The sequence below is a fragment of the Janthinobacterium sp. SUN033 genome, from assembly GCF_030397595.1.
In the GTDB taxonomy this organism is placed as follows: domain Bacteria; phylum Pseudomonadota; class Gammaproteobacteria; order Burkholderiales; family Burkholderiaceae_D; genus Janthinobacterium; species Janthinobacterium kumbetense.
Window position 1 is genome coordinate 268,069 of record NZ_JAPQNV010000006.1, and the last position, 26,556, is coordinate 294,624.

General features: G+C 64.4%; 23 protein-coding genes and 1 pseudogene. 6 read left to right on the forward strand and 18 right to left on the reverse strand.

Features of this window, described 5'->3' with window-relative positions:
- Positions 1-5 precede the first annotated feature (5 nt).
- From OX460_RS24600 to OX460_RS24650, 11 genes are all read right to left on the reverse strand, one after another.
- Positions 6-542 carry a type II secretion system protein gene (locus tag OX460_RS24600; protein ID WP_289900237.1) on the reverse strand — a complete coding sequence of 179 codons (537 nt, stop codon included), beginning with the start codon at positions 540-542 and terminating at the stop codon, positions 6-8.
- A complete protein-coding gene (locus OX460_RS24605) occupies positions 529-912 on the reverse strand; it encodes a type II secretion system protein (RefSeq protein WP_289900238.1) in 384 nt (127 codons plus the stop codon). Before OX460_RS24605 ends, OX460_RS24600 begins: the two co-directional genes overlap by 14 nt.
- Before the next feature lie 5 nt (positions 913-917).
- A complete protein-coding gene (locus OX460_RS24610) occupies positions 918-1,400 on the reverse strand; it encodes a type II secretion system protein (RefSeq protein WP_289900239.1) in 483 nt (160 codons plus the stop codon).
- Positions 1,397-3,280 carry a secretin and TonB N-terminal domain-containing protein gene (locus OX460_RS24615; RefSeq protein ID WP_289900240.1) on the reverse strand — a complete coding sequence of 628 codons (1,884 nt, stop codon included), beginning with the start codon at positions 3,278-3,280 and terminating at the stop codon, positions 1,397-1,399. The genes OX460_RS24610 and OX460_RS24615 overlap by 4 nt, the downstream gene beginning before the upstream one ends.
- A gap of 17 nt (positions 3,281-3,297) precedes the next feature.
- A complete protein-coding gene (locus tag OX460_RS24620) occupies positions 3,298-3,834 on the reverse strand; it encodes a hypothetical protein (RefSeq protein ID WP_289900241.1) in 537 nt (178 codons plus the stop codon).
- Complete coding sequence (gene pilO, locus OX460_RS24625; RefSeq protein ID WP_289900242.1) at positions 3,831-4,451, reverse strand: type 4a pilus biogenesis protein PilO; 621 nt, start codon at positions 4,449-4,451, stop codon at positions 3,831-3,833. The genes OX460_RS24620 and pilO overlap by 4 nt, the downstream gene beginning before the upstream one ends.
- A complete protein-coding gene (locus tag OX460_RS24630) occupies positions 4,439-4,981 on the reverse strand; it encodes a hypothetical protein (RefSeq protein WP_289900243.1) in 543 nt (180 codons plus the stop codon). The genes pilO and OX460_RS24630 overlap by 13 nt, the downstream gene beginning before the upstream one ends.
- Positions 4,972-5,760, reverse strand: coding sequence for a hypothetical protein (locus tag OX460_RS24635; protein ID WP_289900244.1), 789 nt, complete (start codon positions 5,758-5,760; stop codon positions 4,972-4,974). Before OX460_RS24635 ends, OX460_RS24630 begins: the two co-directional genes overlap by 10 nt.
- Positions 5,747-7,444 (reverse strand): GspE/PulE family protein, encoded by a 1,698-nt coding sequence (locus OX460_RS24640; protein ID WP_289900245.1) that lies wholly within the window; start codon positions 7,442-7,444, stop codon positions 5,747-5,749. The genes OX460_RS24635 and OX460_RS24640 overlap by 14 nt, the downstream gene beginning before the upstream one ends.
- A 22-nt stretch (positions 7,445-7,466) precedes the next feature.
- Positions 7,467-8,660, reverse strand: a complete 1,194-nt coding sequence (locus tag OX460_RS24645; protein WP_289900246.1) for a type II secretion system F family protein — start codon at positions 8,658-8,660, stop codon at positions 7,467-7,469.
- 243 nt (positions 8,661-8,903) lie between these two features.
- Positions 8,904-11,435 carry a M4 family metallopeptidase gene (locus OX460_RS24650; RefSeq protein ID WP_251350220.1) on the reverse strand — a complete coding sequence of 844 codons (2,532 nt, stop codon included), beginning with the start codon at positions 11,433-11,435 and terminating at the stop codon, positions 8,904-8,906.
- Positions 11,436-12,107: 672 nt separating this feature from the next.
- Here OX460_RS24650 and OX460_RS24655 point away from each other — a divergent pair.
- The gene (locus OX460_RS24655; protein ID WP_099666466.1) at positions 12,108-12,764 is read left to right on the forward strand and encodes a hypothetical protein; all 657 of its coding nucleotides are present in this window, start codon (positions 12,108-12,110) and stop codon (positions 12,762-12,764) included.
- 51 nt (positions 12,765-12,815) lie between these two features.
- Here the strand turns inward: OX460_RS24655 and argH are convergent, their stop codons facing one another.
- On the reverse strand, positions 12,816-14,213 hold the full coding sequence (gene argH / locus OX460_RS24660; RefSeq protein ID WP_251350221.1) for an argininosuccinate lyase: 1,398 nt from the start codon (positions 14,211-14,213) through the stop codon (positions 12,816-12,818).
- 265 nt (positions 14,214-14,478) lie between these two features.
- Here argH and OX460_RS24665 point away from each other — a divergent pair, with 265 nt between their 5' ends.
- The gene (locus tag OX460_RS24665; RefSeq protein WP_077408563.1) at positions 14,479-14,676 is read left to right on the forward strand and encodes a hypothetical protein; all 198 of its coding nucleotides are present in this window, start codon (positions 14,479-14,481) and stop codon (positions 14,674-14,676) included.
- 207 nt (positions 14,677-14,883) lie between these two features.
- Here OX460_RS24665 and OX460_RS24670 read toward each other — a convergent pair whose 3' ends face one another.
- The 4 genes and pseudogenes from OX460_RS24670 to OX460_RS24685 form a co-directional block, all read right to left on the reverse strand.
- A complete protein-coding gene (locus tag OX460_RS24670; protein ID WP_289900247.1) occupies positions 14,884-16,023 on the reverse strand; it encodes a HEAT repeat domain-containing protein in 1,140 nt (379 codons plus the stop codon).
- 18 nt (positions 16,024-16,041) lie between these two features.
- Positions 16,042-16,431: a hypothetical protein gene (locus tag OX460_RS24675; protein ID WP_289900248.1), complete on the reverse strand. Its 390-nt coding sequence runs from the start codon at positions 16,429-16,431 to the stop codon at positions 16,042-16,044.
- Positions 16,431-16,847 (reverse strand): BlaI/MecI/CopY family transcriptional regulator, encoded by a 417-nt coding sequence (locus tag OX460_RS24680; protein WP_251350223.1) that lies wholly within the window; start codon positions 16,845-16,847, stop codon positions 16,431-16,433. The genes OX460_RS24675 and OX460_RS24680 overlap by 1 nt, the downstream gene beginning before the upstream one ends.
- Positions 16,844-17,926, reverse strand: a pseudogene (locus OX460_RS24685) (alpha/beta fold hydrolase); the annotation flags it as partial. The gene OX460_RS24680 and the pseudogene OX460_RS24685, both read right to left, overlap by 4 nt.
- Positions 17,927-18,352: 426 nt before the next feature.
- On the opposite strand from OX460_RS24685, the gene OX460_RS24690 reads away from it, so the two are divergent.
- Positions 18,353-18,550, forward strand: coding sequence for a hypothetical protein (locus OX460_RS24690; protein WP_099666473.1), 198 nt, complete (start codon positions 18,353-18,355; stop codon positions 18,548-18,550).
- A gap of 104 nt (positions 18,551-18,654) precedes the next feature.
- Positions 18,655-19,860 (forward strand): alpha/beta hydrolase, encoded by a 1,206-nt coding sequence (locus OX460_RS24695; protein WP_251350225.1) that lies wholly within the window; start codon positions 18,655-18,657, stop codon positions 19,858-19,860.
- Between the two features lie 27 nt (positions 19,861-19,887).
- On the opposite strand, the gene OX460_RS24700 is transcribed toward OX460_RS24695, so the two are convergent.
- Positions 19,888-21,276, reverse strand: a complete 1,389-nt coding sequence (locus OX460_RS24700; protein ID WP_083299835.1) for a YfcC family protein — start codon at positions 21,274-21,276, stop codon at positions 19,888-19,890.
- Positions 21,277-21,294: 18 nt separating this feature from the next.
- Positions 21,295-22,431, reverse strand: a complete 1,137-nt coding sequence (locus tag OX460_RS24705; RefSeq protein ID WP_289900249.1) for a succinylglutamate desuccinylase/aspartoacylase family protein — start codon at positions 22,429-22,431, stop codon at positions 21,295-21,297.
- A 201-nt stretch (positions 22,432-22,632) separates the two neighbouring features.
- Here OX460_RS24705 and OX460_RS24710 point away from each other — a divergent pair, with 201 nt between their 5' ends.
- Positions 22,633-23,634, forward strand: coding sequence for a MurR/RpiR family transcriptional regulator (locus OX460_RS24710; protein WP_251350227.1), 1,002 nt, complete (start codon positions 22,633-22,635; stop codon positions 23,632-23,634).
- 32 nt (positions 23,635-23,666) lie between these two features.
- The gene (locus OX460_RS24715; RefSeq protein ID WP_289900250.1) at positions 23,667-26,456 is read left to right on the forward strand and encodes a TonB-dependent receptor; all 2,790 of its coding nucleotides are present in this window, start codon (positions 23,667-23,669) and stop codon (positions 26,454-26,456) included.
- Positions 26,457-26,556 lie beyond the last annotated feature (100 nt).

Sequence of the window (26,556 nt, forward strand, 5' to 3'; positions counted from 1 at the left end):
TGATATCAGTTCGCGCCTTTCGGTTTGAGCCCGGGTGCTCCGCCGGCGGCATCGGGCGGGGCCAGCACCAGGTCGTGCGGATACGTGAAGTGCCAGTCCGCGTAGCGTTGCTTGCGGCGCAGGCTGGCGTCTTCGTCGAGAAAATTGTCCTGCTTGATGGGCAGTTGCGGCGACAGCGAATGGATGCCGACGATGCGGCCCTCCTGCCGCAGCACGCCCCATTCCGCCTTGCCCGTGAAGGGGTCCGCATACAGGCGGCGCAAATGCCGCCGGGCGTTGGCGAAGCGCGGGTCGCGCAGCAGTTCCTGCAAGGTCAATGGATAACGGGGCCGCCCGTCGCCCGGGGTGCTGTCGTAGTAGCGGCCCAGCGCATTGCGGAATTCATGGCCGATGAACAGCAGCTCGCGCTCCTTGTCGCGCCGCGCGGCCGTGGCATGCAATTCGCTGGCCAGCACCAGGCCCACGCCCATGAAGGCTACCAGCATCAGGGTCCAGATATACGCGAAACCCCGTGCGCGGCGCTGGAAACTAGAGCTGCTCAAAGGGGATGCCCTCGCGCGTCTTGCCCTTGGCACCGCTGCGCACGTCGGCCACGCCGCCGATTTCGCCATTCGGCGAAGGGATCAGTTGCCAGGTGGTGGCGGACTCCGTGACGGGGTCCAGCGGTACGCTGCGGAAGTAATGGTGGGTCACCAGGTCGGCCAGTGCGGCCGGATACTCGCCCTTGTCGGCATAGTATTTATCCAGGCCGCTCCTGAGCACCTGCAGGTTTTCCTTCAAGGCGACCTCTTTCGATTTTTCCACCGAGCCGAAATAGCGGGGAATGGCGATCGTCAGCAGCAGCGAGATGATCGCCAGTACCACCAGCAGTTCGACTAGCGTAAAACCGCGGCGCGGATGGGAGCAGGGCATCGAAATCACCATTCCTTGAGCGGCACGCCGTTCAGGCCCACCTTGGTCGAGCGCGAGGCGACGTCGAACACGTCTTCGCCTTCGCTGGGATTGTCGGGCGGCGAGGCGTAGGCGCGCTTGCTCCAGCTGTCGGCCGCGCTGCCGGCTTCCCTGGACAGGAACGGGTCGCGCGGCAGGCGGCGTAAAAAATAGATGTTCTGCTTCGAGGGACTGCGTTGGTCGGGCACGCCCTCGACCAGCTCCTCGAGTTTTTTCGGATAGCCGGATGCGCCCAGCGAAAGCTTGATGCGGCCATTGTCGGAAGCGCGCTTGTAGGTATCGATCGCTTCGCGTATCTCGATCAGGGCGCTGCGCAACTCCTGTTCCTTCGCCCTTTGCTGCGCCACCTGCGCCATCGGCACGGCGACCGTGGCCAGAGTCGCCATGATCGCCAGGGTGATCATCAGCTCGATGAAGGTAAAGCCCCGCTGCTTCACTGGCCACCTCACTGGCCACCCTTGACAGTGGCCTTGTCGCCGGCCGTTGGCGCCTCGTCGCCGCCCGTCATGGGCGAGCCGCTGCGTGGGGCGGCCTGCTCGGGCGCGGCGACGGCTTCGGGGCTACCACCCACGCTGGCGCGGCCGCCCACGGATGTCTCGGTGCCGGAATTGAATTCGGCCGTCATCAGATCCGGGCGGCGGATGCTGCGCAGCAGGCGCGGCGTGATCGACAGCACGATCTCGCTGCGCATGGCGTCGTCCTTCTGGCTGCCGAACAGGCGGTTCAGCACGGGCAGCTCGCCCACGCCCGGCACCTTGTTGGCCGTACCCCGGTCCTCGTCGCTGATCAGGCCCGCCAGCACCTGCGTCTCGCCATCCTTCAGGCGCAGGACCGTCGAGGCGCTGCGCGTGCCGATCTGGTATGCCTGCGTGCCCGTCTTGCTGATCACTTCCTTGACGACGTTCGACACTTCCAGGTTGATCTTGATGGCCACTTCGTCGTCCAGGTAGACGTTCGGTTCCACGTCGAGCTTCAGGCCCACGTCGATGTAGTTGACGCTGTCGGAACTGACGCCGTTATTCGTCGTGACGGTAATGACAGGCACGCGGTCGCCGATGAGGATCTTGGCCTTTTCCTTGTTGCGTACGCGGATGCGCGGATTGGCCAGGATATTGCTGTCGCTGTCCGTCTTGTTGGCGTTCAGGGTGACGCCGCCGATGCCGAGGTTGATGTTGTCGCCATTGATGCGGTGCAGGTCCGCCACCTTCAAGCCACCCAGGCCCCCCGTGCTACCTGCGACGCCGGCCAGTGTCAGGCTGGCCTGGTCCGGCCAGCGCACGCCCAGTTCCATCAGGCGCGTGCGCTTGACTTCCAGCACCTCCACTTCCAGCATCACTTCCGGGTCGGCCAGGTCCTGCACGTTGATGATGCGCTCGGCCATGCGCACCATTTCCGGCGTATCGCGCAGCATGATGATGCCCAGGCGTTCATCCGTGACGACGTCCTTGGCCTTGAGCAGGGTCTTGATGGAAAACGCCACTGTCTTGACATCGGCATTGGCGAGGAAGAAGGTACGCACCACGAGCTGCTGGTAATCCTTCACCTTTTGCGGCGTGTTCGGGTAGATCGTGATCGACTTGTCGCTGGTGACGCTTTGTTCCAGCTGATTGGCGCCCAGCAGCATGGCGATCGCCTCTTCGATGCTGGTGTCGCGCACGGAGATGGTGGCGCGCAGGGCCGGGTCGACTTCCTTGTCGAAGACGAAGTTCAGGCCCGACACCTTGCTAAGAAGATCGAACACGGAGCGCAGCGGCGCGTCGCGAAATTCCAGGGTCACGGGTTTGCGGTAGGCGGCCGCCAGCTTGCCGCCGGATGGCAGGTTTTTTGACTGCGCCTCGCCGATGCGGCTTTTCAGGGCCAGCGCCTCGCGCTGTGCGGGGCGTTCCTGCAGCACCTGGCGCAAGGCTTCCTGCGCCTGCGCGATATTCGCTTCGCCACCGCGCTGGTAACTGGCCTGCGCTTCCTGCACCAACTTGCGGTGCCGCTCATCCTGCGCCACGCCGGCCAGGCCCCGCTGCGCCACATCGTTGCTGGCATCCAGCGCCAGCGCCTGCTGGTACAGCGCTTGCGCCTCGGGTAGCTTGCCTTGCTGGCGCAGCGCTTCGGCGCGGCCGTTCAGGTTATTCAGCGCGCGCATCCTGCCATTCGTGACGGCGATGCGGTACTTGGCGTTGGTCGGCTCGGCTTGCGCCGCTTGTTCCAGCAGGGCCAGGCCCTGTTCCGTGCGACCGGCGCCCAGCATGGCCTGGCCGTCGTTGTAGGCCTGGTTGCCGGCGCAGGCGGCCAGCAGGGACAGCATCGGCAGCAGGGCGATGACAGTGCGTGACATACGTGCGGCGCGTCGTTTCAATTGAGGTCCCCTACGGCGAGTGTCTGTTTCAGGTTGAGCGGCAGATAGGTAAATTGCAGTGCGCCCTGCACCACGCCGTCGAAGCGGTAGCTTTCTTCGAGCGTGTCGCCGGGGCGCGCCACGACGTTGCGTTCACCCGCTTGCAGGAAGTAGGCAGCCTTGCCTTCGTCGACGAAACGGCCAAGGAATTGAAAGGGCAGTGGCGGCGGTGCGTTCGCGTCGACGGCGGCGACAGCGCGCGTGGCCTGCGCCGCCTGTTGGTCGAGCATGATTTTTTTCGGCGTATCGGGCTGCCAGCTTTGCTTGGCGAACAGGGTGGCCGCCTCGTCGTCCTCAAGCGCACGGCGCGGATGGATGGCCAGCGCGCGATTGGTTTGCGGCGCGGCGACTGCAGCGAGAGGCGCGACCGCCACCCGTTCCACCTGGCGCGTGGTGGCCGTGGCCGGTCCCACGATGCTGCCTTCATCCTCGGGCGCGAAGAGGGCGGCCAGCAAGGTGGCCACGGCGGCGCCTCCCAGTACGACTTTCTTCATCGGCGCACCTCCGCCTTTTTCACCAGCAGGATGAACTGGATGCGCGCGTCGATCTCGCCCGCCTCGATCTGCTCTCGCTTGAACAGCACGGAGTCGAGCGTCAGGGTGGGCAGCTCCTGCAAGGCGTCGACGATGAACGTTTGCAGCTGCGCGTATTCGGCTTTCACGGGCAGGGTGATCTGGTAGCGCAAAAAGGCCGTATTGCCATCTTCCTGCGGCTTGTAGTCGGCCTTGGCCAGGGTGACGCCGCTCTTTTGCGCCACGTCCAGCAAGGTTTTCAGCTGCTCGGGAATGCTGTCGTGCGCGGGCAGGTAGGCGTGGAAAGCGGCCAGGCTGTCCGCATCGGCATCGAGCGCCATTGGTGCCGGCGGCAGCGCCGACTGTCTGGCCGCAGCGGCCAGTTGCGCCGCCAGTTGCTGCTGGCGTTCGGCCAGCGCATCGCCTTGCTGCATGGCGAAAGCGGCCAGCGCGAGGCAGGCCGCGCCGATGGCGCTGGGCCAGCCCAGGGTACGCCACAGCCGTTGCGCTTCCCACCGCAGGCGCGGCGGCAGGCGCAGTTGCAGGCGTGGACGGGCCACGGGCGTGCTGGCTTTCAGCACGGGTTTTATTGCCGCCATTGCGCCTCCAGCTGAAAACGGTACGGGTGTTCGGGCGCGTTCGCATTCATCTCGTGTTTGAGCAGATACACGGAACTGAACATGGGCTGCTGGTTCAGGAAGGCCAGGTAGTTGAGCATGTCCTGCGGCGTTTCCGCTTCGGCGGCGATCTTCAGGACGCTGGCGCTATCCTGTCCCTGCTGCGTATTCAGGTCCAGCCCCAGCAAGGCGATGCGCACGTCGCGCGGCGGCTGTAGCGTCCTGACCAGGCGCGTGACGGGCAGGTTGAGCTGGCGCACGGCGACGGCCACCTGTTTCAGTTCGAGGTCGCGTTCGCGCTGCTGGCTGGCGGACAAGGGCGTACGCACGGGACGCGGGGGCTGCAGCTGGGCCAGCTGCGCTTCCAGGCGCCGTGTCTCCTGCGCCTGCACCAGCCAGTACACGGCGGCCGGCAGCAGCATCAAGCCGCCCGCCAGGCACAGGGCCAGGCGCCAGCCGCTGAATGTCTGCACTGCACCGGGCGCCAGCAATTCCAGGCGGCTCAGGCCCATGCAGCCTCCCGCATCAGGTGGGCGGCGCCGGCCACGGGGAGGGGCTGAAAGCGCGCCGGCAGCGCATCCTGCGGCACGCCGCTCAGGTCGAGCAGCGCTACGTGTTCGATGGCGTCGAGCTGCGGCGCGCGCAAGTTCCAGCGCCGCCACGCCCGATCCAGTTCGTCGCCCCAGGCGGCGCCGCAAGATTGGCTATGCAGGGCCGTGATGCGCCCGCCGCTGCTGGTGGCCAGCAGCAGCCGTCCCGCTTCCACCAGGGCGAAGGCGGCAGGCTTATTGCCGGCGATGCTGCGCCAGGCCGGCCCCACGATGGGTTCGATGGACAGGCAGCGCCGGCCATGCGCGGCGGCTGCATCCTGCACCCCTTGCAGCAGGGCCGCATCGACGCCGCAGGCCAGGCGCGGCTTGCCGTACGGTGCATCGTCGGCAGCGAGGTGCCAGGCGCGCGCGCCATCGCCGTAGACGGCTGCGAACTGGCTGTGCAGGAAGCGCTGTGCGCTGGCCGCGTCGAGCAGGGCGCCGCTCCACGGCACCATCAGCATGGCGCACCAGCGGCTGGCCAGGCTGACGGCCAGCGGCATTTTTTTGTCGCCATCCTGTTCGAGCCAGCCGCGCAAGCTTGCCAGCGCCACTTCCCAACTGGCGTCGGGGTTCAGGATGGGCACGTGAAAAGCGCTGTCTGCTACGGGACGGCCGGCGCGGCGCAGCACGCCGTCCAATCCGTGCGGCGCCAGGTGCAGGCACAGGGTGGCGCGGGTAAGGCGTTCAATAAGTGACACGATTGAGCTCCGCTAAAGTGGTTTCGCCGCGCCGCACCAGGTCCAGGCCCGCTTCGCGCGCCAGGCGAAAACCGTTGCGCGCCGCCTCTTCCTTCATCTGGCTCAGGGGCGCGCGCGTGCAGATCATTTCGCGCATCGCATCGCTGAGCATCAGGACCTCGGCGACGGCCTTGCGCCCCTTGTAGCCGGTGCCGCGGCAGTGGCCGCAGCCCTTGCCGGCCATGAATTGCCAGTCCTGCACCTGGTGCAGGGCCAGGCCGCTGTCGCGCAGCTGCTGCGCATCGGCCAGCACCTCGGCGCTGGCGTCGACGGCGCAATGGGCGCAATTGAGGCGCAGCAGGCGCTGCGCCACGATGCCGTTCAGGGCCGCCGCAAAGCTGTAGGCGTCGACGCCCATGTGCAGGAAGCGGCCGACCACATCAAAGACGTTATTCGCGTGCACGGTGGTAAACACCAGGTGGCCCGTGAGCGCCGCCTGCACGGCGATCTGCGCCGTCTCGTCGTCGCGGATTTCGCCGATCATGATCTTGTCAGGGTCGTGGCGCAGGATGGAACGCAGGCCTCGTGCGAACGTCAGCCCCTTTTTTTCGTTGACGGGGATCTGCAGCACGCGCGGCAGGCGGTATTCGACGGGGTCCTCGATGGTGACGATCTTGTCGCGCCCCGTATTGATTTCCGTGATGGCCGCGTACAGCGTGGTGGTCTTGCCTGAACCCGTGGGTCCCGTCACCAGCAGCATGCCGTGCGGCTTGGCGGCCAGGCGCCGGATTTGCTCGATGGCGTCCTCGTTCAGGCCCAGGCTTTCCAGGCGCAGCGCCTGCGCCGCTTCCGTCAGCGCGCGCCGGTCCAGCAGGCGCAGCACGGCGTCCTCGCCAAAGATATTGGGCATGATGGAGACGCGGAAATCGATCTCCGCCCCTTTCACGCGCACCTTGAAGCGGCCATCCTGGGGGATGCGGCGCTCGGCGATGTCGAGGTCGGCCATGACCTTGATGCGCGAGATGATCTGTTCCGCCATCGCCAGTCCCTGCACCTGGCCCGCCTGCACCAGCACGCCGTCGACGCGGTATTTGATGACCAGGCTGGCCACGTCGCATTCGAGGTGGATGTCGCTGGCCTGGAATTTCAGGGCGTCGTAGATGGTGGAGTTCACCAGTTTTACCACCGGGCTGCTGTCCTCGCTGATGCGGATCAGCGAGATGTCTTCGATGCTCTGGTCGAGTCCTGGAACGTCATCCCCGTGCTGCATTTCCTGCATCGCCTGCTGCACGCTTTCCTGCTGCTGCAAATAGGCGGCCAGGTCGTCCGGATGGGCCAGCGCCACGGTGAAGGGCGTGGACAGGGCGAAGTCGGCCCACTGCAGCAGGTCTTCGGCAAACGGGTTGCCGATGACGAGCACGGGCGGTGCGCCGGGGACTCCCGGCTGCAGCAGCACGCAGTCGCGCTGGGCGCAATCCGTGTAGGGCAGCAGGGCAAAGGCGGGCAAGGCGGCTTGCAGCTCGGCCATCGTCCAGGCCGGGTAGCGGAACAGGGCGGCCAGCTGGCGCAAAAAGACTTCGGGCGGCAGGGCCGCCGTTTCCTGCAGCACGGCCATCTGCGGGCGGCCCTGTTCCAGCGCGCTGGCGTGGGCGCGGCGCAGCATGGCGGCATCGAGCACGGCCCGTTCTTCGCCGCGTGCGTTCATGGCGTGACCCTCACGATAACGTTCACGATAAGCTCCCGGCCAGTTCAAAGATTGGCATGTACATCAGCACCACCACGCCGCCGATGACGACGCCGATGATGGTCATCAAGAGCGGCTCGAGCAGGCGCGAGGCCCAGTCCACCCAGCGGGCGAATTCCTCGTCGTGGAACTTGGCCGAGCGTTCCAGCATGTCGCCCAGGCGGCCCGTGTTTTCTCCCACTTTCAGCAGCGATTGCGCCACGGGCGTGGCCATGGCGGCGTGTTCCAGCGCGGTGGAAAACGGCATGCCCTCCTGCACCGCGCGGCGCGCCTGCGCCAGTTGCTCCTGCTGCGCCGGCAGCAGCATGGGGGCGACCATGGCCAGCGCCTTGTGCAGCGGGATGCCGGCGTGCAGCAGCAGGCTCAGGGCCCGGTAGAAGCGCGCCAGGCGGAATTCCGCCGCCTTCCCGGCCAGCACGGGCAGGCGCAGCAGGCGCAAGACGAGGGCCTGGCGCGCACCGGTATTGGCGATGCCGAAGACCACGGCGCCAACGGCGGCGGCGAGCGCCGTGGCACACAGCAGCGGATGCGCGGCCAGGGTCTGGCCAAAACCGAGCAGCATTTGCGACATCCACGGGATTTCGCGGCCCGAGCTTTCGTAGACGACGCTGAACTTCGGCACCACGTAGCCGAGCAGGAACAGGGTCACCAGACCGCCGACGACGAGCAGCATGCACGGGTAGATGGCGGCGGAAATGAGTTTTTTACGGATGGCGTCGAACTGCAGCTGGTAGCCGACGAAGCGCGCCAGCGCCTCGGGCAGGTTGCCCGAGCGTTCGGCCGCATGCACGGTGGCGATGTAAATGTCGGGGAAGATGTCGGGGAAACCGGCCAGGGTGTCGGAAAAGCTTTGCCCTTGCTGCAGGGTGAGCACGATGGCGGCCAGGGTGGCCTTGGCGCCCGCGCGCGTTTCCTTGTTGTGCAGGGTGGCCATGGCCTCGCCCAGGTTCAGGCCCGCTTCGAGCAGGGCCAGCAGCTCCTGGCTGAATTGCAGCAGGGGCAGGCCCTGCTTGCCCAGGCGCGGCGCGACGCCAGCCTCCTGCGCCGCGCCATCGTCGACGGCCAGCACGCGCCAGCCGCCGCGCACGGCCGCGCGGATCGCCTCGGCCTCGCTGGCGGCGTCGATGGCCAGCGCCTGGCTGCCTGCCGGGCCCTGCACCTGGAGGTGGAACTGCATGGCCGCGTCAGGCGAGCATGGTGGCAGGCGTAAAAATGGACAGACTGGAATGGGGGAAAGCGCGTGCGGACAAGGTCGAAGTAGGCATCGGTCAGGAACAATCTAAAAAAAGTTCAATTCGTCGCGGGTACCGGCAGCAGGCAAGATGCAATTACTGCCTCAGGGTAGACTGTAATTGCCAGAAAATCAATCGTGCTGTGCGGGCAAGCCTTGTATCGATGGCTTGCCCGCATGTTCAGCCGCTTACTGGGTAACCAGGCTGACCTTGTCGATCACGAACGAGGTTTGCAGCGATGCGTCCTCGGTCGCGGCGAACGAGATCTGCACGGTCTGGCCCTTGTAGGCGATCAGGTCAAACGTACGGATCTGGTAGCCGGCTGCCTTGTTCACGTTCGAATACGTGGCCAGGGTACCCAGCACCGTGCCGGCGCTGTTCTTCACGGTGACGACCAGCTTGTCGTACACGGTATTGCCCGTTTCAGCCGTGTCGATATGCAGCGCGAAGGTCAGGCTGGCGGACGTGGCGGCGGCCGGAATGGCCACGCTTTGCGTCAGCGATTCGCTGGCTGTGGCGCCATTGCCGCCCAGCCAGGCATACTGCGTGCCTTCGTATGCGGTTTGGCCCGTGAAGGTGCCGATAGCGCCCGTGGTGCCGCTCCAGCCCGTGGCGCCGGACTCGAAGCCGCCGTTCGTCACGCGTTCGGTGGCGCTGCTCGTGCCCACCGTCAGCGTGGCGTTGTTCGACGTGGCCGTCACGGCGGGCGAGGACGAATCCGTCACCGTGGCCTTGAACACGGCGCCGCTATCGGCCGCCACGGTCGTGAAGCTGTAGGCAGGCGACGTGGCGCCGCTGATCACGGCGCCGTTGCGGTACCACTTGTAGGTGTACGGCGCCGTGCCGCCGCCCGCGCCCACGGCGAACGAGGCGGTGGCGCCCGGTGCGACGGTGATGCTGGCCGGCTGGCTGGTGATGGTCACCGCGCCGCCCGTGGTCGATTCATCGACGTCGGCGCCCACGTTGATGGCCGCATACGCGCGCTTGACGGCGATAGCCTCGGCGCTGCCCACGCCATACAGTTCCTCGGCTGCCTGCAGCACCTTGTTGCGCGCGTCGGCATAGTTGGTCGACGAGGTGAACTTGGTAGTGGCGGCCTTGAACCAGATGCGGTAAGCCTTGTCGCTGCCGATACCGGTCATGGCCAGCGGGCTTTTGTTCAGGTACGAGCTGTAGTAGTCGCTGCTGGACGTGGAGTTCGAACCTTGCGACAGGAAGTAGAACATGCGGTTGTTCGGGCCGCTGCTGTAGTGGACGTCGAGGTTCTTGATGGTGCTGCTCCACGCATTCGGGCTGCTGCCATCCTTGCTTGGCTTGTACAGCCAACGCAGCGGCTGGCCATTCTTGGCGATTTCCTTGCCCGTCATCCAATCGTTGCCCGTGTTGGGGATGCTGGTGCCCGTGCCGCCGGCGCGCGCATAGGCTTCCACCATTTCGCCGGCGATGTCCGAGCTCGATTCGTTCAAGCCGCCCGACTCTTGCGAGTAGATCAGGCCCGAGGTGGCGTCCGTGATGCCGTGGCCCATTTCGTGGCCGATAACGTCGATGGAACCGAGGTTGTTGAACGAGCTGCCGCCGTCGCCGATGTACATGCACTTGCAGCTGCTGTCGTAGTAGGCGTTGTCGTAGGCCGTGTTGACGTGGGCGGCGATGTGGGTGGCCGTGTTGTTGCCGTCCAGGCTGGACCAGCCCAGCACATTCTTGTGCGTGTCGTAGGTGTTCATCAGGCCCCACATCGCGTTCACGGCCGCCGTCTGGCCGTTGGCGTTGGTGGTGCTGCCGCCGTTGATGTATTGCTGGCCGTCGCCCCAGGTATTGCTGGTGCTGCTGTACACGCTGCCCGAGGTGGTGCCGTGGTTGGCATTCGTGATGGCCATGCCGCCGAAGCTGCCGCCGGTACCGCGGCTGGGGTCTTTCATGGTGTAGGTGCTGCCCGTGAGCGTGGTGTTGAGCGGTACCTGGCCGTTGTACTGGCTGTTGCCGATGCCGGCCACGGTTTTCAGGGCTTTCCACTGGCGCAGGATGCGGCCATCCTTGGCGCTGACGACGGTGTCGTAGTAGACGGGCTTGTTACCGCTGATCATGCGCGTCTGCACCAGGTAGGCCAGCTCGTAGTGGTCGACCACGTCCTGCACGTCAAGGGCGTTCAGCGCGGCTTCCGACTTGTTCTCGGCGCCGGCCACGCGCACCGTTTTCATCACGGGGTAGATCAGCAGTTGCGCATGCGGCGGCACGTGGTCGACGGCCGGCACGCCGATGCTTTTCACTGCGGCGGCGATGGCGGCTGCGGCGCTGACGGCCGGCGTGGTGTCGATATCGGTGGTGGCGCTGCGGGTGACGGAATTGACGCCGCCGCTACCGAGGCCGGAAGCGCGGTCCGACACGGATTCGCTGACGATGTCGCCGGCGTTGTTGCTGACCACGACCGTCTCGGAACCGAAGACGGGCAAGCCCTTGTAGGTGTGCTGTACGCGGCTCACACGCGTGCCGCTGACGCCCGGATGCTGGGCGCCGACGGCAAAGCCATGCTCGGTATTCAGGCCGCGGCTGCGTGCCTGCGCGGCCAGCTTGTTGACCAGGCTGGCGTTCTCTTGTGGAGAGGCCAGGCTGACCGGGGCGGCCATCAGGGTCTGTGGCAGCGGCGAGGCGGCATCTGCCGTGGTGGCCATCAGCGGCAGGGCGGCGATGGATGCGGCAACTATCGTCAAACGTAAATTCATTTCTGCTCCATGGTATCGGTTAAGGAAATGGTGAATGAGCTGGCCGCGATGCCTGATGGCCACCCCGGCGTGCCTGGCGGCGGGCGGATAGCCTGCCGTTTTGTGGTGGCATGACGCCGGGTAGGGGGACACTAAACTTGTCGAGATCGCCATGTCAAAAAATTCAAGAAATGGGTCACTACGCGAATTTTTGTTAAGAATTGAACATTTATCAGCGCTGTATCGTTGGAAAGTTTGATCTACCACAAGCTGCAACTTTTGTTTTGGACTACTTCCCCTAATGGAGCGCTCTGTTGGAAAAACACTGTTGCATTTTTTAAATGTTGCGATCTACACTAGCTCTTCATGTGGTCCCCAGCGGATCACGCGAAGACAAAAAAAGCGCACGCGGCAATGACCGCGTCCAGATACAGCGCATCGGGAAAAAAATCGGGAGTTTCACATGACGTCAGTTCTGTTTTCTGCTGTTGGTTTCAGCCATTTCCCCTCTGGAGCGGCATTCATGCTGCATCCGCCTTCCTAGCCGCCGCCAACCGGCCCTTCCCCCGCGAGGGGGGCTTTTCAGCGAGTCCGACCGCGCCGCCCGGTGCGGCCGCTGGCGCAGTGCATCCTTTTTTCAGGAAGGGTTGCCGGCTCCTGGTGCGTGCACCGGAATCACCGGCCCGACGAACTATGCTTTCGATAGCGACCAAAGTGGAACAGATCGTGATGGAATCGGCCTTTCTCAGCGAGGGACTGGGCCGGGGCTTGCTCAACCTGTCGGAACTGGCGCGCCAGCTGCAGCCGCAATTGCAGAGCGATTTATGGAAACCGGTGGGCCAGGCCGCCGTGGTGATGGCGCTGCGCCGCCTGGCCGAACGGATGCCGCAGCAGAAAAGCGGCGAGATCGTGCTGGCGCACCGTGCGGGAGAACTGTCCACGCGCAGCGAGCTGATGATTTTTACCTACCGTTACTCCGACCAGACGTATGCCTGCCAGCGCCAGTTGCTGGCGCTGGCCGCGCCCCAGCGGGGCACGTTCATTACCGTCACGCGCGGCGTCAACGAGGTGATGGTGATCTGCAGCCGCAGCCTGCATGCGCTGGTGGAAGAGGTTTTCGGCGAAGAGCAGGAGCTGGCGCGCCTCGAACGCGTGACGGCCGTGACCTTGCACCTGGCGCCCGAAACCTGCTATACGCCGGGCGTGTATCACGCCATCCTCAAGCGCCTGGCGTGGGAGCGCATCAACCTGATCAACATCATCTGCACCTACACGGAGCTGACCTTGCTGCTGGAAGCATCGCAGACGGGGGCCGCCTTTGCCGTGCTGTCGAAAATCGTCGCCCAATGAAAAACGCCCCGCTGCGGCGATGCAGCGGGGCGCTGGCGGGACGCAGCCCGTTTATTTTTCCAGTTGCGTACGCACGCGGGCGATCGCGGCGCGTACCTGGCGTGGCGCGGTGCCGCCCACGTGGTCGCGCGCGGCGACAGAGCCTTCCAGGGTCAGCACGGCAAACACGTCTTCGTCCGTCAGCGGGGAAAACGCGCGCAGCTGCTCCAAAGACAGGTCGGCCAGGTCGCAGCCGGCGTCGACGCAGGCGCGCACGGCCAGGGCCACCGCTTCATGCGCGTCGCGGAACGGCAAGCCTTTCTTGACCAGGTAGTCGGCCAGGTCGGTCGCCGTGGCGTAACCCTGCAGGGCTGCCGCGCGCATCGCTTCCGGTTTTACCGTGATGCCGCCGGCCATGTCGGCGAAGATGCGCAGGGTGTCGATGACGGTGTCGACGGTGTCGAACAGCGGTTCCTTGTCTTCCTGGTTGTCCTTGTTGTAGGCCAGCGGCTGGCCTTTCATCAGGGTCAGCAGGCCAGTCAGGTGACCATACACGCGACCCGTCTTGCCACGCGCCAGTTCCGGCACGTCCGGGTTCTTCTTTTGCGGCATGATCGACGAGCCGGTGCAGAAGCGGTCGGCGATGTCGATGAAGCCGATGCGTGGGCTCATCCAGATCACCAGTTCTTCGGCCATGCGCGACACGTGCATCATCAGCACGGCGGAGGCGGCGCAAAATTCGATGGCGAAATCGCGGTCCGACACGGCGTCGAGCGAGTTGTGGCAGACGTCGTCAAAGCCCAGCGTCTTGGCCACGCGCAGGCGGTCGATGGGGAAGGTGGTGCCGGCCAGGGCGGCGGCGCCCAGCGGCAGGCGGTTGACGCGCTTGCGGCAGTCGGCCATGCGCTCGGCGTCGCGGCCGAACATCTCGACATATGCCAGCATGTGGTGGCCGAAGGTGATCGGTTGGGCTACCTGCATGTGGGTAAAACCCGGCATGATGGTGTCGGCATGCTGTTCGGCCAGATCCGTCAGCGCGCCGCGGAACGTCGCCAGCAGGGCGGTGATGTCGTCGATGGCGGAGCGTACGTACAGGCGAATGTCGGTCGCCACCTGGTCGTTGCGCGAACGGCCCGTGTGCAAGCGCTTGCCCGCATCGCCTACCAGTTCGGTCAGGCGTTTTTCAATATTCAGGTGGACATCTTCCAGGTCCAGCAGCCATTCGAACTGGCCGGCGGCGATTTCCTGCGAGATTTGCGCCATGCCGCGCTGGATTTCCGCGTAGTCGGCCGGGCTGATGATGGCTTGCGCATGCAGCATTTCCGCATGGGCCAGCGAACCTTCGATGTCGAACAGCGCCAGGCGCTTGTCAAAAAATACAGAAGCTGTGTAGCGCTTGACGAGGTCCGAGACCGGTTCGGAAAACCGGGCCGACCAGGCTTCGCCCTTTTTGGAGAATTGATCAGTCATGAAAGAAGTCCTTTAGTGTAGGGCGATTATAAACAAGGTTGGCCGGCGGTAGGGCTTTTAGGGGCTTGCAGGGCGCTGAAATGGCCAGGAATGGGGCTGGCAAGCCTCAAATGCCACGGCGTGTGCACGTTGTGCGTTCCATCCGGGCTTTTTGTATTCTGTCCCGCGAATCGTGCGTTTGGTCGCAATTCGATGGCGGTTCAGGGGGGATCGGCCTACAGTTCAATCATCGCAGCACACAACCAGCCACCCAAAGGACATCATCATGAACATCGCTAAAAACATGGAAGCCATCTTCGTCGCCATCATCGCCATCGCCGCCGCCACCAGCCTGGCTACCGCCGCCGTGCCGAAGTTCCGCGCCGCGCCGGCACCCATTGCGGCCAGTGCCGAGCAAGTCACCATGCACACCGTGTACGTCAGCGCCAAGCGCCTGAGCGCGGAAGAAAAAGCCGCCCTGTAAGCGCGGCCATGCCATGCAGGCAGTAGCAGTACCTCGCAGTTTCCCATCACGGGCCATTCGAACGGGCGGTACCCCCGGTTCGCTCCAGCCCAGGTGACAGCAGCAATACGCAACACAGCATAACGACGGGCGGAACGTACGCCTCCAGCCAAGCAGCCTACTTTCACGCGTCAGCCCTCACGGGCCGGCGGCAGCGGACAGCCACGCCTAGCGCATTTCGTCCAGCGCCCAGCGCGCCTCGCTGGCCACGTCGGGGACGGGGTCATGCAAGCGGCTTTGCAGCATGGGAATGGCGGCGCCAGCTTGCAAGTCGCCCAGCGCATGCGCCACGCGACGGCGCACCACGGCGTCCTGATCGCCCAGCATGGCGATCATCGGCGCCAGCCAGCGCCGCTCGCCCATGTCGCCAAGCGCAGCGGCAGCCTCGGCGCGCACCGCGGCGTCGCGATCGGCCAGCAGCGCCGCCACGGCGGGTGCCGTTTCCGTAAAACGCATTTCACCGAAGGCCCAGACGGCAAGCTTGCGTACGACAGGCTGCGGGGCGCGCAAGGCCAGCAGCAGCGCCGGTATGGCGGCGCGCTGGCGGAACGATTCCGTCTCGGCCGCATGGCGCAGCGTGTAGTCCCTGGCGCGCATCGCGCCGGCAAGCCGGGTGAAATTCGGATTGTCGAGCGCTTGCAGCAAGGCGACCGGGTCTTGCTGCCGCCTGTCGGGGCCCGGCAGCAGGCTGTCCGGCCACAGCACCCGCTCCCCTTGCAGCGTGATACTGCCGATCACGCACATCAGCGCCACGCTTGCCAGCATGCCGCTCCACCATTGACGCAGCGTGACGCGCCCGCGCGGGCGATGGGCTTCCAGCAGCGCCGCGATGCGTGCGCCCAGCATGGCGCCGCGGCTGGCAATGCGATTGGCCATGCCAGTTGCCGGCTTGCCTGCCGTTCCTGCGCCGAAGGCCTGGCGCGACACCGTGAGCAGGGTGTGGGCATAACGCGATGGCGTGGCGCCGGCAGCCAGCACCGCATCATCGGCAGCGCATTCCGTATCGTGTTCGAACATGCGCAACAGCGGATACATCAGCGGGTGCCACCAGTACAGGGCAAGCAGCACGCGCGCCAGCAGCAGCATGGGCCAGTCATGGGCGCGGATATGCGCCAGTTCGTGGGCCAGTACGGCATCGGCCTGTGCGTTGCCGGCGCTGTGACGGTCCAGCAGGATGACGGGATGATGCCAGCCCCAGCTGTATGGCGATGCGGCCGTATCGGAGACCAGCAGGCGCACGGCGCGGCGCAGCCCCAGCGACCGATGCAGCCTTTGCAGGGCCGTTGTCCATGCCGGCGCTTCGAGCACCTGTGCGGCGACGCTCGCCTAGCGCAAGCGCGCCAGGTTCAGCGCCAGGCGCAGCAGGTGGCATGCCACGCCGACGGCATACGCGGCCAGCAGCCAGCGGCCCAGCCATGCGGCACGTGCCGGGGCAGCCACGGCTGCCTCGATGTCGGGCAGCGCGGCCGTCGTCACGCTGACGGGGATGCGCAGCGGAGGATCGAGCAGGGCCGACAGGGCCAGCGGCATGCGCATGGGCAGCTGCGGCAGCCATAGCCAGAACAAGGGCAGCAACAGCAGCGCCACCAGGCCGCAGCGCGTGGCAAACACGCGGCGCGAGGCCGATGCGCGGTGCAGCAGGCGCAGCATGCAGAGCAGCAGCACGACCGTCACGCTATGCTTCAACAGCAGCTGCGCGAGGTCGGTTCCCGCCATCAGCAGCCTTCCTGGCGTGCCTTCGCGATCATCGCTTCGAGGTCATCGAGCTCCTTCGCACTCAGTTCGCCGGACATGCCGAGCAAGGCCGTCGCGGCGCTGGCCTTGGAATTATTGAAAAAGGTACCGACCAGTTTTTTCAGCGCCGACTCGCGCACCTGCGCCTGCGGCGCCACGGCGCTGTACAAATAGCGCTGGCCATCGACGCGATGCTGCAGCACGCCCTTCGTTTCCAGGCGCGCCAGCATGGCGCGCACCGCCGAATTGCTCAAGTCCGGGCCCAGTGCTTCCTGGATTTGCGACGCGGTGGCTTCCTGCAGCCGGTACACGCATTCGACGACCTGGCGTTCGCGCGGCGCCAGGTCTTCCAGTCCGCGCATGTCGGCGCCTGTTGTGGATACGGGATTTTTTTTCATGGTTGTTTCAATGCTTGCTCTGCTTGTGAAAGATGCTGGCGGTAGCCGGCCATTGCCTGTTCGCGTGCACCGTTGGCCTGTCCCAGCGCAAGCGCCCGCGTGAACTGGCGCTGCGCTTCCGCAGGGCGAGCGTCCGCCAGCAAGGCTTCGCCGTAGCTGTCCGCGGCATTGTCGGACTGCGCGTGGGCCTGGTTATTGTACGCCAGCACCAGCGTGGCCAGCGCCGTCTGCTTCGCCTTGGTCAGCAGGTCGAAACCCAGCGTATTGATCTCCGCTTCGCTCAGGGCGCTGTCCCGCAGCGCCAGCGCGATGCGGCTTGCGGCCGCGTCGTTCTGCTGCTTGCCCAGCAAGGCGGCGCTGTGCTCCAGTTCCCCCATCAGTTTTTGTCTGGCCTGCGCCCTGGCCACGCGCGCGGCGCTCTGCGTGGCCAGGGTCATGACCTGGCCGATGGCGGCAACGACCAGTTCCGGTTCCTGCATCTGGATGCCATGGCCGCTATTCGGCGTGAAGACGTGCGCGCCGCTGGAAAACTGGCTGAGGAAGGCGGCGTGCCGCTCGCGCTTGATCTTGACGATGGCTGGCGTCTCCTGGAAAAAGTTCGAATCGGCACGCGCCTGCACGGACGTGAGCAGCACCGCCGGTACGTCGGGCAGCGCCGGCATCGTCGGCAGCTTGCCCGCATCGAGGATGGCCTGGATGGTCTGCAGCTCGCCCTGCCACTTGGCCGGGATGCTGGCAGCGAGCATGCGCTGGTCCTGTTGCAAGCGCACCGGATCGAGGCGTTTGAGGACGGTTTCCAGGCCTTCATCCGCGGGGTCGACAAAGACCAGACCCGCGACCTGCTGCGGATGCGTCGCCGCGAAATAGCGGATCAGGAAGTCGCCATAGGAATGGCCCACCAGGATCAACGGTCCTTCCACCTTGCGCTGGCGCAGCACATCGGCCAGCTCGGCGACGCTTTGTTCCATGCTGAGTGGCTGGGGACGCGCCGGCGACTTGCCGTAGCCGGCACGCGAGTAGACCAGCACCGCCGCTTTCTTCGCCACCTCCGGCGCCACCTTGCGCCATACCGACAGGTCGCTGGCGAAGCCGCCTCGAAGACGACGGTATACGGCCCGGCGCCAGTCTGCGCCACGTGCAGCGGATGCCCGCCGACGCTGACCATGCCGTCAAAATAGGCGGCGACGGCCGGTGTTGTCAGGGCGGCGGCAGACAGCAGGCCGGCCCATGTCCACTTCCATGCGAATGAGAGCATCGTTTTCCTTGATGGTTGAGTTGGCTACAAATGTAGCATGCGACATTTGTAGCACCCCTGCAAGCAATGCATGCGGCGATTTGTCCGCCGCAGGGAACGGCGGCCAGCCAGCCTTCCTGCCTTTCATCGGGCCGGTTGGTATTCTGTCCCTTCTTTTGGGCGGTTTGTCGCAAGCCGCTGGAGATGGCCGGCCCATGCGCCTACAGTTCCATCATCGCAGCAGACAACCAGCCACCCAAAGGACACCATCATGAACATCGCTAAAAACATGGAAGCCATCTTCGTTGCCGTCATCGCCATCGCCGCTGCCACCAGCCTGGCCACCGCCGCCGTGCCGAAATTCCGCGCCGCGCCGGCATCCATGGTCGCCAGCGCCGATCAAGCCACCATGCACACCGTGTATGTCAGCGCCAAGCGCCTGAGCGCCGAAGAAAAAGCCGCCCTGTAAGGATGACGGCAACACGACAGACTGCCTATCGGACCCATGATCCCATGACCTCACATTTTTTCTGGCCTCTGCTTGCCATATCGTTCTCGGCGACTGCTGCGCCCATGCCGGAGGCATTCAGCCCGGCGCCTTGCGAGACGGGTATTTTTCGCCAGAACCAGACGGGCTTCGTCGCCCTCACCAAGGGGGCGAAAGGCTATGGCTATACCTTCAGCGACGGGACCGTCGGCAACACGCAGGACGCCGGCGCGTTGCTCGCGTGCGGAAAGGACGCCGTGCTTGTCAACGGCAAGGAACGCTGGCCGAAAGTGGCTTTGGCCGAAACAGATACGCGCTTTGAATCGCATGGCATCATGCTCGCGGGCCGCCTGATGGAAGCGCCGGGCGCCGGCAAGGACACGCCACTGGTCGTGTATGCCCATGGTTCCGAAAGCAGCGGCTGGATTGACCGCGCGCGCGACCCTTATCAGATGGTGGGACGGGGCGTGTCCGTTTTCGTGTATGACAAGCGCGGTACCGGGCTGTCCGAAGGCGAATATACGCAAAATTTTCCGTGCCTGGCCGATGATCTGGTGGCCGCGTCGCGCGAAGCAAAACGGCTGGCGCAAGGGCGTTACGGCCGCTTCGGCCTGATGGGTGTAAGCCAGGGCGGCTGGATTGCCCCGCTGGCGCAGGCGCGCGCCAAGGCGCAATTTCTCGGCATCGGCTATGGCCTGGTGGCCGATATCACGGAGCAGGATGCGGCGCAGGTTGCCAGGGAACTTCAGGACAAGGGTTATGGCGGGGACGTCATCGCGAAGGCCAGGACGGTGACGGATATCACGGCCAGAATCGTCAAATCCGGCTACAAGGATGGCTTGGACGACCTGTCGGCATTCCAGCAGCAGTTTGGCAAGGAGCCGTGGTTTGCCCTCATCAAGGGCGGCTACACGGGCGTGTTGCTGGGCATGCCGGCCGATGAGCTGCGCAAGAATGGCATACCGCGGTTCGACAAGCTCGGTGTCGACTGGTCGCTCGATCCCGTGCAGGTCGCGCGGCAAGTCACGGTGCCGCAGCTGTGGGCCCTGGCAGAGGATGACCGCCAAGCGCCGCCGGCTGTCACTATCGAGCGCTTGACGGCGTTGCGCGGCCAGGGCCAGGCCATCTCGGTCTATCTCTTCCCGCAGGCCGATCACGGCATGCGCAGCTACGCTCAGGCGCCCAATGGAACGCGCAAGCCGACCATCATCACGCCCGGGTTTTACGACCTGATGGCCGACTGGGCAAAGGGCGGCATCCATGGCGCCTACGGACAGGCGTACCGCAAATAACGCCACGGCGACGGCGCGTGGCCGTGGTTATTGCCAGTGCATCAGGCAGGGCGGAATCAAGAGCAGCAGCGCCAGCACCAGGTAAATCAGCTGCAGCGGGATCATCCACTTGGCCCACGTAATCCAGGGCACACGCGCCAGCGCCAGCACGCCGACGGTGATGCCGGACGTTGGGATCATCGGCGTGGTGAACTCGCCGAACTGGAAGGCCAGGATCGCTGTCTGGCGCGTCACGCCCACCAGGTCGGCCAGCGGCGCCATGATGGGCATCGTCAGCGCGGCCTGGCCGCTGCCGGAATGGATGAAGAAGTTGATCACCGACTGCATGAAGAACATCTTTTGCGCGGCGAAGACGGGACTCGACGAGGCCACCAGGGGCGTCAATGCATGCAGCATGGTGTCGATGATCTGTGCGTCGCGCGCCAGGATCATGGTGCCGCGCGCCAGCGCGATGACCAGCGCCACGCTGACCATGTCGCGCGCGCCCTGTACGAACGACGCCACCAGGCTGTCCATGTCGAGCCGGCCCACCAGGCCGACGACGATGGCCATCACCAGGAACAGGGCGGCGATTTCATCGATGAACCAGTCGTATTTGACGACGCCGACGACCATCGTCAGCAAGGTCGCCATGAAAATCCACAGCACGGCGCGGTGCGTGCGCGTCATGCCGGCAAAGCTGTTCAGGTCCAATGTGTGCTCACTGCGCTTTTCGATGTCGAGCAGGTAGGTCGGGCTTTTTTCCGGATGGCGCTTGATGCGCGCCGCATACCACATCAAAAACACGATGCTGACCGCCGTGGCGATGGCCCACACGATCAGGCGGTAGCCGATGCCGGAAAAGATCGGCACCCCGGCGATGCCCTGTGCGATGCCGACATTGAACGGGTTCAGGAAGGCGGCGGAAAAGCCCACCTGCGAGCCGATGAAGGGAATCGACACGCCCGTGATGGTGTCATAGCCCAGAGCCAGCGCCAGCGGCACGAAAATCAGGATGAAGGGGATGGCTTCCTCGTTCATGCCGAAGGTGGCGCCGCCCAAGGAAAACATGGTGAAGAAGACGGGGATGATGGCGGCGCGCACGAAGCGCGAACTGGTGTGCGCCTTGGCGATGGCCTTGATCAGGGAATCGAAGGCTTCGGTTTTTTGCAGCACGGCGAAGGCGCCGCCGACGATCAGCACGAAGCCGATGATCAGGCTGGCGTCGACGAAGCCCTTGATGGGCGCCATCATCAGGGCGGCGAGCCCCTGCGGCTTGTTGTCGACATAGTGAAACGTACCGGGGATGATCAGCTGCTTGCCGTTCACCAGTTGCGTGTCGAATTTCCCGCCTGGCACCAGCCACGTCGCCAGGGCGATCATGGCCAGGATGCCGCACAGCAGGACGAAGGTATTGGGGAGCTTGAATTTTCTCATGGCGCTTTTTTGTGAGATTTATTGGCTCAGCAGGCTGCCGCCGCGGAAGGCGACAGCGCCGGCGACCTTGCCGACATTCATGCCGCGCAGGACGTGGCGGTGGGCGCTGCGCGCAAAAAAGACGCCGGAGACGGTGCAGCGCAAGGTCGTCGTTTCGCCGCTGACGGGGTCGATCAGGTCGGCCACCGCATCGCCGGCGGCAAGTACGTCGCCCATTTCGCGCAGGTAGACCAGCACGCCATGATGCGGCGCGAGGATTGGTTCCACGCCGGCCAGCGGCGTCGGTTCGCATTGCGGCGCGGGCAAGTCGTCGCCGGCGCCGGCTATCTCCAGCACGCCCTCGATGGCGAGAAAACGCAGCAGGGCGGTGGCGTCGCGCTCGGCCAGGGCGTAGCTCACTTCCACTTCGCCGCGCAACTCGACGGTGGTCGACAGGCAGGCGGCGGGAATCGGATAGCGGCCCTGGAAATGCGCGTCGAGATCCCACCATAATCGGCTGCAGGCTTCGTCGAACGGTTCTTCACCGGCCGCCAGTTCTAGCAGCACGGCGCGCGCGCCCAGCAACGCGGACAGGGGGGCGATCTGCGCGGCCAGCGGCGTGCCCGTATAAATGTGCAGGGCCGCCTCGTTGTCGCAATGCAGGTCGAGCACGATGTCGGCGTCGATGGCCATGCCCAGCAGGGTTTTCTTCAGCGTTTCCGCATCCGTGCCCGGCCGCCAGGCGGCGACGGCGGCGCGCGCATGTTCGCGTATCAGCGCCACGTTGGCTTGCGCATCCTGTCCCAGCAGACCATCGAGCGTGGTTTTCAGTTCATCGGCCACGTGGCGGTAGGCGCGGTTGAAGTTGATGCCGGTGGTCAGGTCGAAGCGGCCGAACGGCGCGCCGTGGATGGCTTGCGCCAGGCCGATCGGGTTGGCGGCCGGCACCAGGATGATTTCGCCGTGGATCTTGCCCGCCGCTTCCAGCGCCAGCAGCTCGCGGCGTAAAAATTGCGACACCAGCATGCCCGGCACTTCATCCGCATGCAGCGCCGCCTGGATGTACACCTTCTTGCCGCTGCGGCTAGCGGCGGCCGCACTGCCAAAGTGGAAGCTGCTCAATTGGCACGCTACGCTGGCGTGCGCGGTGGAGATGGGATGCTGTCGTACTTGCATGGTGAATTCGCCCCAAAACGGGGCGCGGTTGATGGATTCCGGTCGATTATGTAGCAATATTTTCACGAAGTAAATCAATGAAAATCCTTTTACAAATATTTGTTGAGTTTTCTTTTTGATATGAGTACAGTAAGTTCCAGCGACCCGATTTCGCCTTCCGCCAGTGATCCGCAGTGTCCAAGAATACAGGCCGCCAGTGATATGAAAGCATCCGCCAGTCCTGCACGCAGCAGTCCCCATACGCCACGGGTTGGCACGTTGTCGGCGCCCGATGCCGCCTTCGCGCAGTCTCCGCTGGGGCAGGCGCTGATGCACGTGCTGGCCAGCGGTTCGGCTTCGCAGCGGCAGATCGCCGATTACCTGCTGCGCAACCAGATGCGGGTGACGGCGCTGGGCATCGAGGAACTGGCCGACAGCTGCCAGGTATCGACGGCCACCATCAGCCGCTTCGCGCGCGATATCGGCCAGAAGAATTATTCGGCCATGCGTGGCGCGATGGCCGAAACCTTGCAATCGCTGTTGCAGCCAGTCGACAAACTGCGCCGCACGATAGAGCGGCGCGCGCGCGCCACGTCGCCCGTCACGGAAAGCCTGGAATATGCGGCCGCGAACATCGCCGCCACATCCGATGCCCTGTCGCCGCCCGCCGTGCAGGCCGTGGTGCGCCGCCTGACGCGCGCCAAGGTCGTGTATGTGATGGGTTTTGGCCTGTCGGCCAACCTGGCCGGCATGCTGGTGCAGCATCTGCAGCCGTTTTGCTCGCATGTGGTGGAAGTGGTGGGTATCGGCGGCTCGGAAGTGGCGGCCGGCCATCTGGTCAACCTGACGGCGCACGATGTGCTGGTGGTGATCTCGTTCCCCCGTTACACGCTCGACTGCATCGGTCTGGCCAGCTTCGCGCGCGACCGCGGCGCCTGCATCGTGGCGCTCACCGACTCGCCCGCCTCTCCCCTGGCCGAACTGGCCGATCACGTGTTGTATGCGCAAAGTACCCATCCCGTTCTGCCCAGCAGTGCCAGCACGGCGCTGGCCATGATCGAGGCGCTGGCCGTGGCGCTGATGGTATCGAACAGGAAAAACGTTGAAAAAGCGGCCCGCTTGAGCGAAGTCATCGCCGCCTACCTGTACGGCGGCGAACATGGCGCGCAGGGTACCCGGAAAACAGCAGCAAAGCAGCGCAAGGCAGTGCCGCAGTCATTATAAAAACAGGGTTAATACCATCTGGGAGAGTTTGCATGCAAGCAGAAAAACAAGACGGCAGTTGCGTATCGCCACGCGAGTCGGCACTGGCGCAAGGCGTGCGCCTGGCGCTGGGGGCCTTGAGCGTGTCGGCGGCGCTGGGCATGCTGGGCAACGGCGCGCTGGCGCAGGAGCAGGACGGAGAAGCGGCGCCGAAAAAAATGCAGCGCGTGGAAATCACGGGGTCGGCCATCAAGCGGCTGGAATCGGAGACGGCGTTGCCGGTGCAGATCATCACGCGCGCCGAGATCGACAAGGCGGGGGTGACGACGGCGGCCGAGCTGATGGCGCGCGTGTCGGCCAACGTGGGCGGCCTGACCGATGGCGCCAGCATCAATATCGGCGGCGACCAGCGCGGCTTCAACAGCGCCAATCTGCGGGGCGTGGGCACGTCATCGACCCTGGTGCTGCTCAATGGCCGGCGTATGGCCAACTTTGCCTCGCCCGGCGACGATGCGGGCGTGGACCTGAATAATATTCCCGCCGCCGCGCTGCAGCGCGTGGAAGTGCTGCTCGACGGCGCCTCGGCCCTGTATGGCACGGACGCCATTGGCGGCGTCATCAATTTCATTACGCGCAAGGATTACCAGGGTGTGGAGCTGAATGCCTACGGCAGCGGCACGCAGGAAGGCGGCGCCGGCAAGCGCACGGTCAGCATCACGGCCGGTACGGGCGACCTGGCCACGGATGGCTACAATATCTTCGCCGTGCTCGACGCGCAGCAGACGGACCGCCTCAGCACCTCGCAGCGCAAGTTCATTCCGAACCTGAACGTGCCCGAGCGCCTTGGCCATTTGCTGTCGAGTTTTACCAGCCCGGCGAATATCCGCCTGTCGGGTGCCCAGCGCGATCACCTGCAGGAGGTCGGTTTCCTGTTGAACGGCAAGCCGATCACCAACCGGCAAATCAACCTGTCCATCCCGGACTGCAATCCACCTGCCAATTTGTACCTGCCCAACGGCACTGGCGGCGTCGATGGCTGTACCTACGATTACATGCGCGATACGGAGTTGTATCCGAAGTCGGAGAAGCAGAATTTTCTTTCGCGGGGCGTGTTGAAGCTGAACCCGGAGCATCAGGTATATGCGGAGGTGGCATTGAGCCGTTCGCGTACCAATTATGTCGCGTCGTCGACACGGGTGATCGGTTACCTGGATTACAGCAAGGTGCCGCAATTGGCCAATACCGGTTTTGATACCATATTGGATGACGATGGCAAGCAGGTGGAGCGCGAACTGGAAGTGCGCATGCGATTGAAGGAGGCGGGCAACCGCACCAGTGAGTTGACCAGCGAAAGCCAGCGCTTCGTGGTGGGGGCGACCGGTACAGTGGCGGGATGGGATTATGACGTGGGTTTGAATCATAGCGTCAATACCGTCAGGGACCGTGATACCAAAGGCTATCTGCTGAAGGACAAGCTGCGTGCAGGTATCGCCGATGGCAGCATCAATCCCTTCGGGCCTTCCAGTGCCGAGGGCCTGGCACTGATTGAGAGCATCCAGGTCAACGATGAAGTGCGCCACGCGCGCGGCGTCATGGATGCGCTTGATTTCAAGGCGTCACGTGCTCTGATGGCCATGGGGGGCGGCGACATGGCCCTTGCCGTTGGCGGAGAGGTGCGCCGCGAACGTACGCAGTTCCGTCTTTCCAAATTACTGATGAGTAATAATATCAATGACGATTCGGCGCCGGAAGGCGGCAAGGACACCAACGACAGCCGCACTGTGCAAGCCATTTACAGCGAACTGCTGCTGCCGTTTACCAAGCAGTGGCAGGCGCAGTTATCTGGCCGTTACGACCATTACCAGCAGGTGGGTGGCGCCCTGAGCCCCAAGGTGGGCCTGACTTACATGCCCAGCAAGCAGGTGCTGATGCGGGCGTCCACCGGCAAGGGCTTCCGCGCTCCATCGATGTCGGACTTGCACCGGCCCACCGTCTACAGCAGTACGGCGACCCTGCCCGATCCCGTGTTATGCGCCACTGTGGAGAATAACTACGCCGATTGCGCGCAAAACTGGGATACGCGCCGCTACAGCAACGACAAGCTGAAACCGGAGCGCAGCCGCCAGTTCACGGCCGGTGTGGTGCTCGAGCCGAGCCAGCACTGGACCTTCAGCTTCGATTACTGGAACATCAAGCGCACGGATCTGATCAGCGAAATCGGCGACGACATCATCCTCGGCAACCTGGCCAAGTACGGCGACCTCGTACATCGCAACAAGGACAATGAAATCGACTACATCGAACTTCGCAAGGAAAACCGCGGCGCGCAAAAGGCTACGGGCATCGATATCACGGCCGACCTGCATGGCGTGAAGACGGCCTGGGGACGTTTCGGCGCCCACCTGAGTGGCACCTACGTGCTCGATTCGAAAATCCAGACGAGCCCCGGCGATGCCTTTATCAGCAACCTGAATAAATTCGTCACGGACGGCGTGGTGCAGCGCTGGCGCCATACGATTACCCTGGACTGGGACCATGGCCCGTATTCGGCCAGCCTGTCGAACACCTATTCGAGCAGCTACGATGACCAGAACTCGGCCATCAACACGGATGACGGCAGCGTCGTCAAGCCGAATCGGGTCAAGGCCTACACGCTGTGGGACATGTCGGGCGCGTATGCCGTCAGCAAGCAGTTCAAGCTGCGCGCAGGCATACAGAATCTGTTCAATACCAGCCCGCCATACTCGAACCAGGCCTACTTTTTCCTGTCCGGCTATGACCCGACCTATACGGATCCGCGCGGCCGGCGCTTCTATGCCAGCGCCAATTACAGTTTCAAGTAAAAATTGGAGATACCGCAACAACGCTGTCATATGCAGCAAGTAGTATCGTAGTGCGATGGCGTTGGATTGCAAGCAGCAGTTTTGGCAGCAAGGGCGCGTG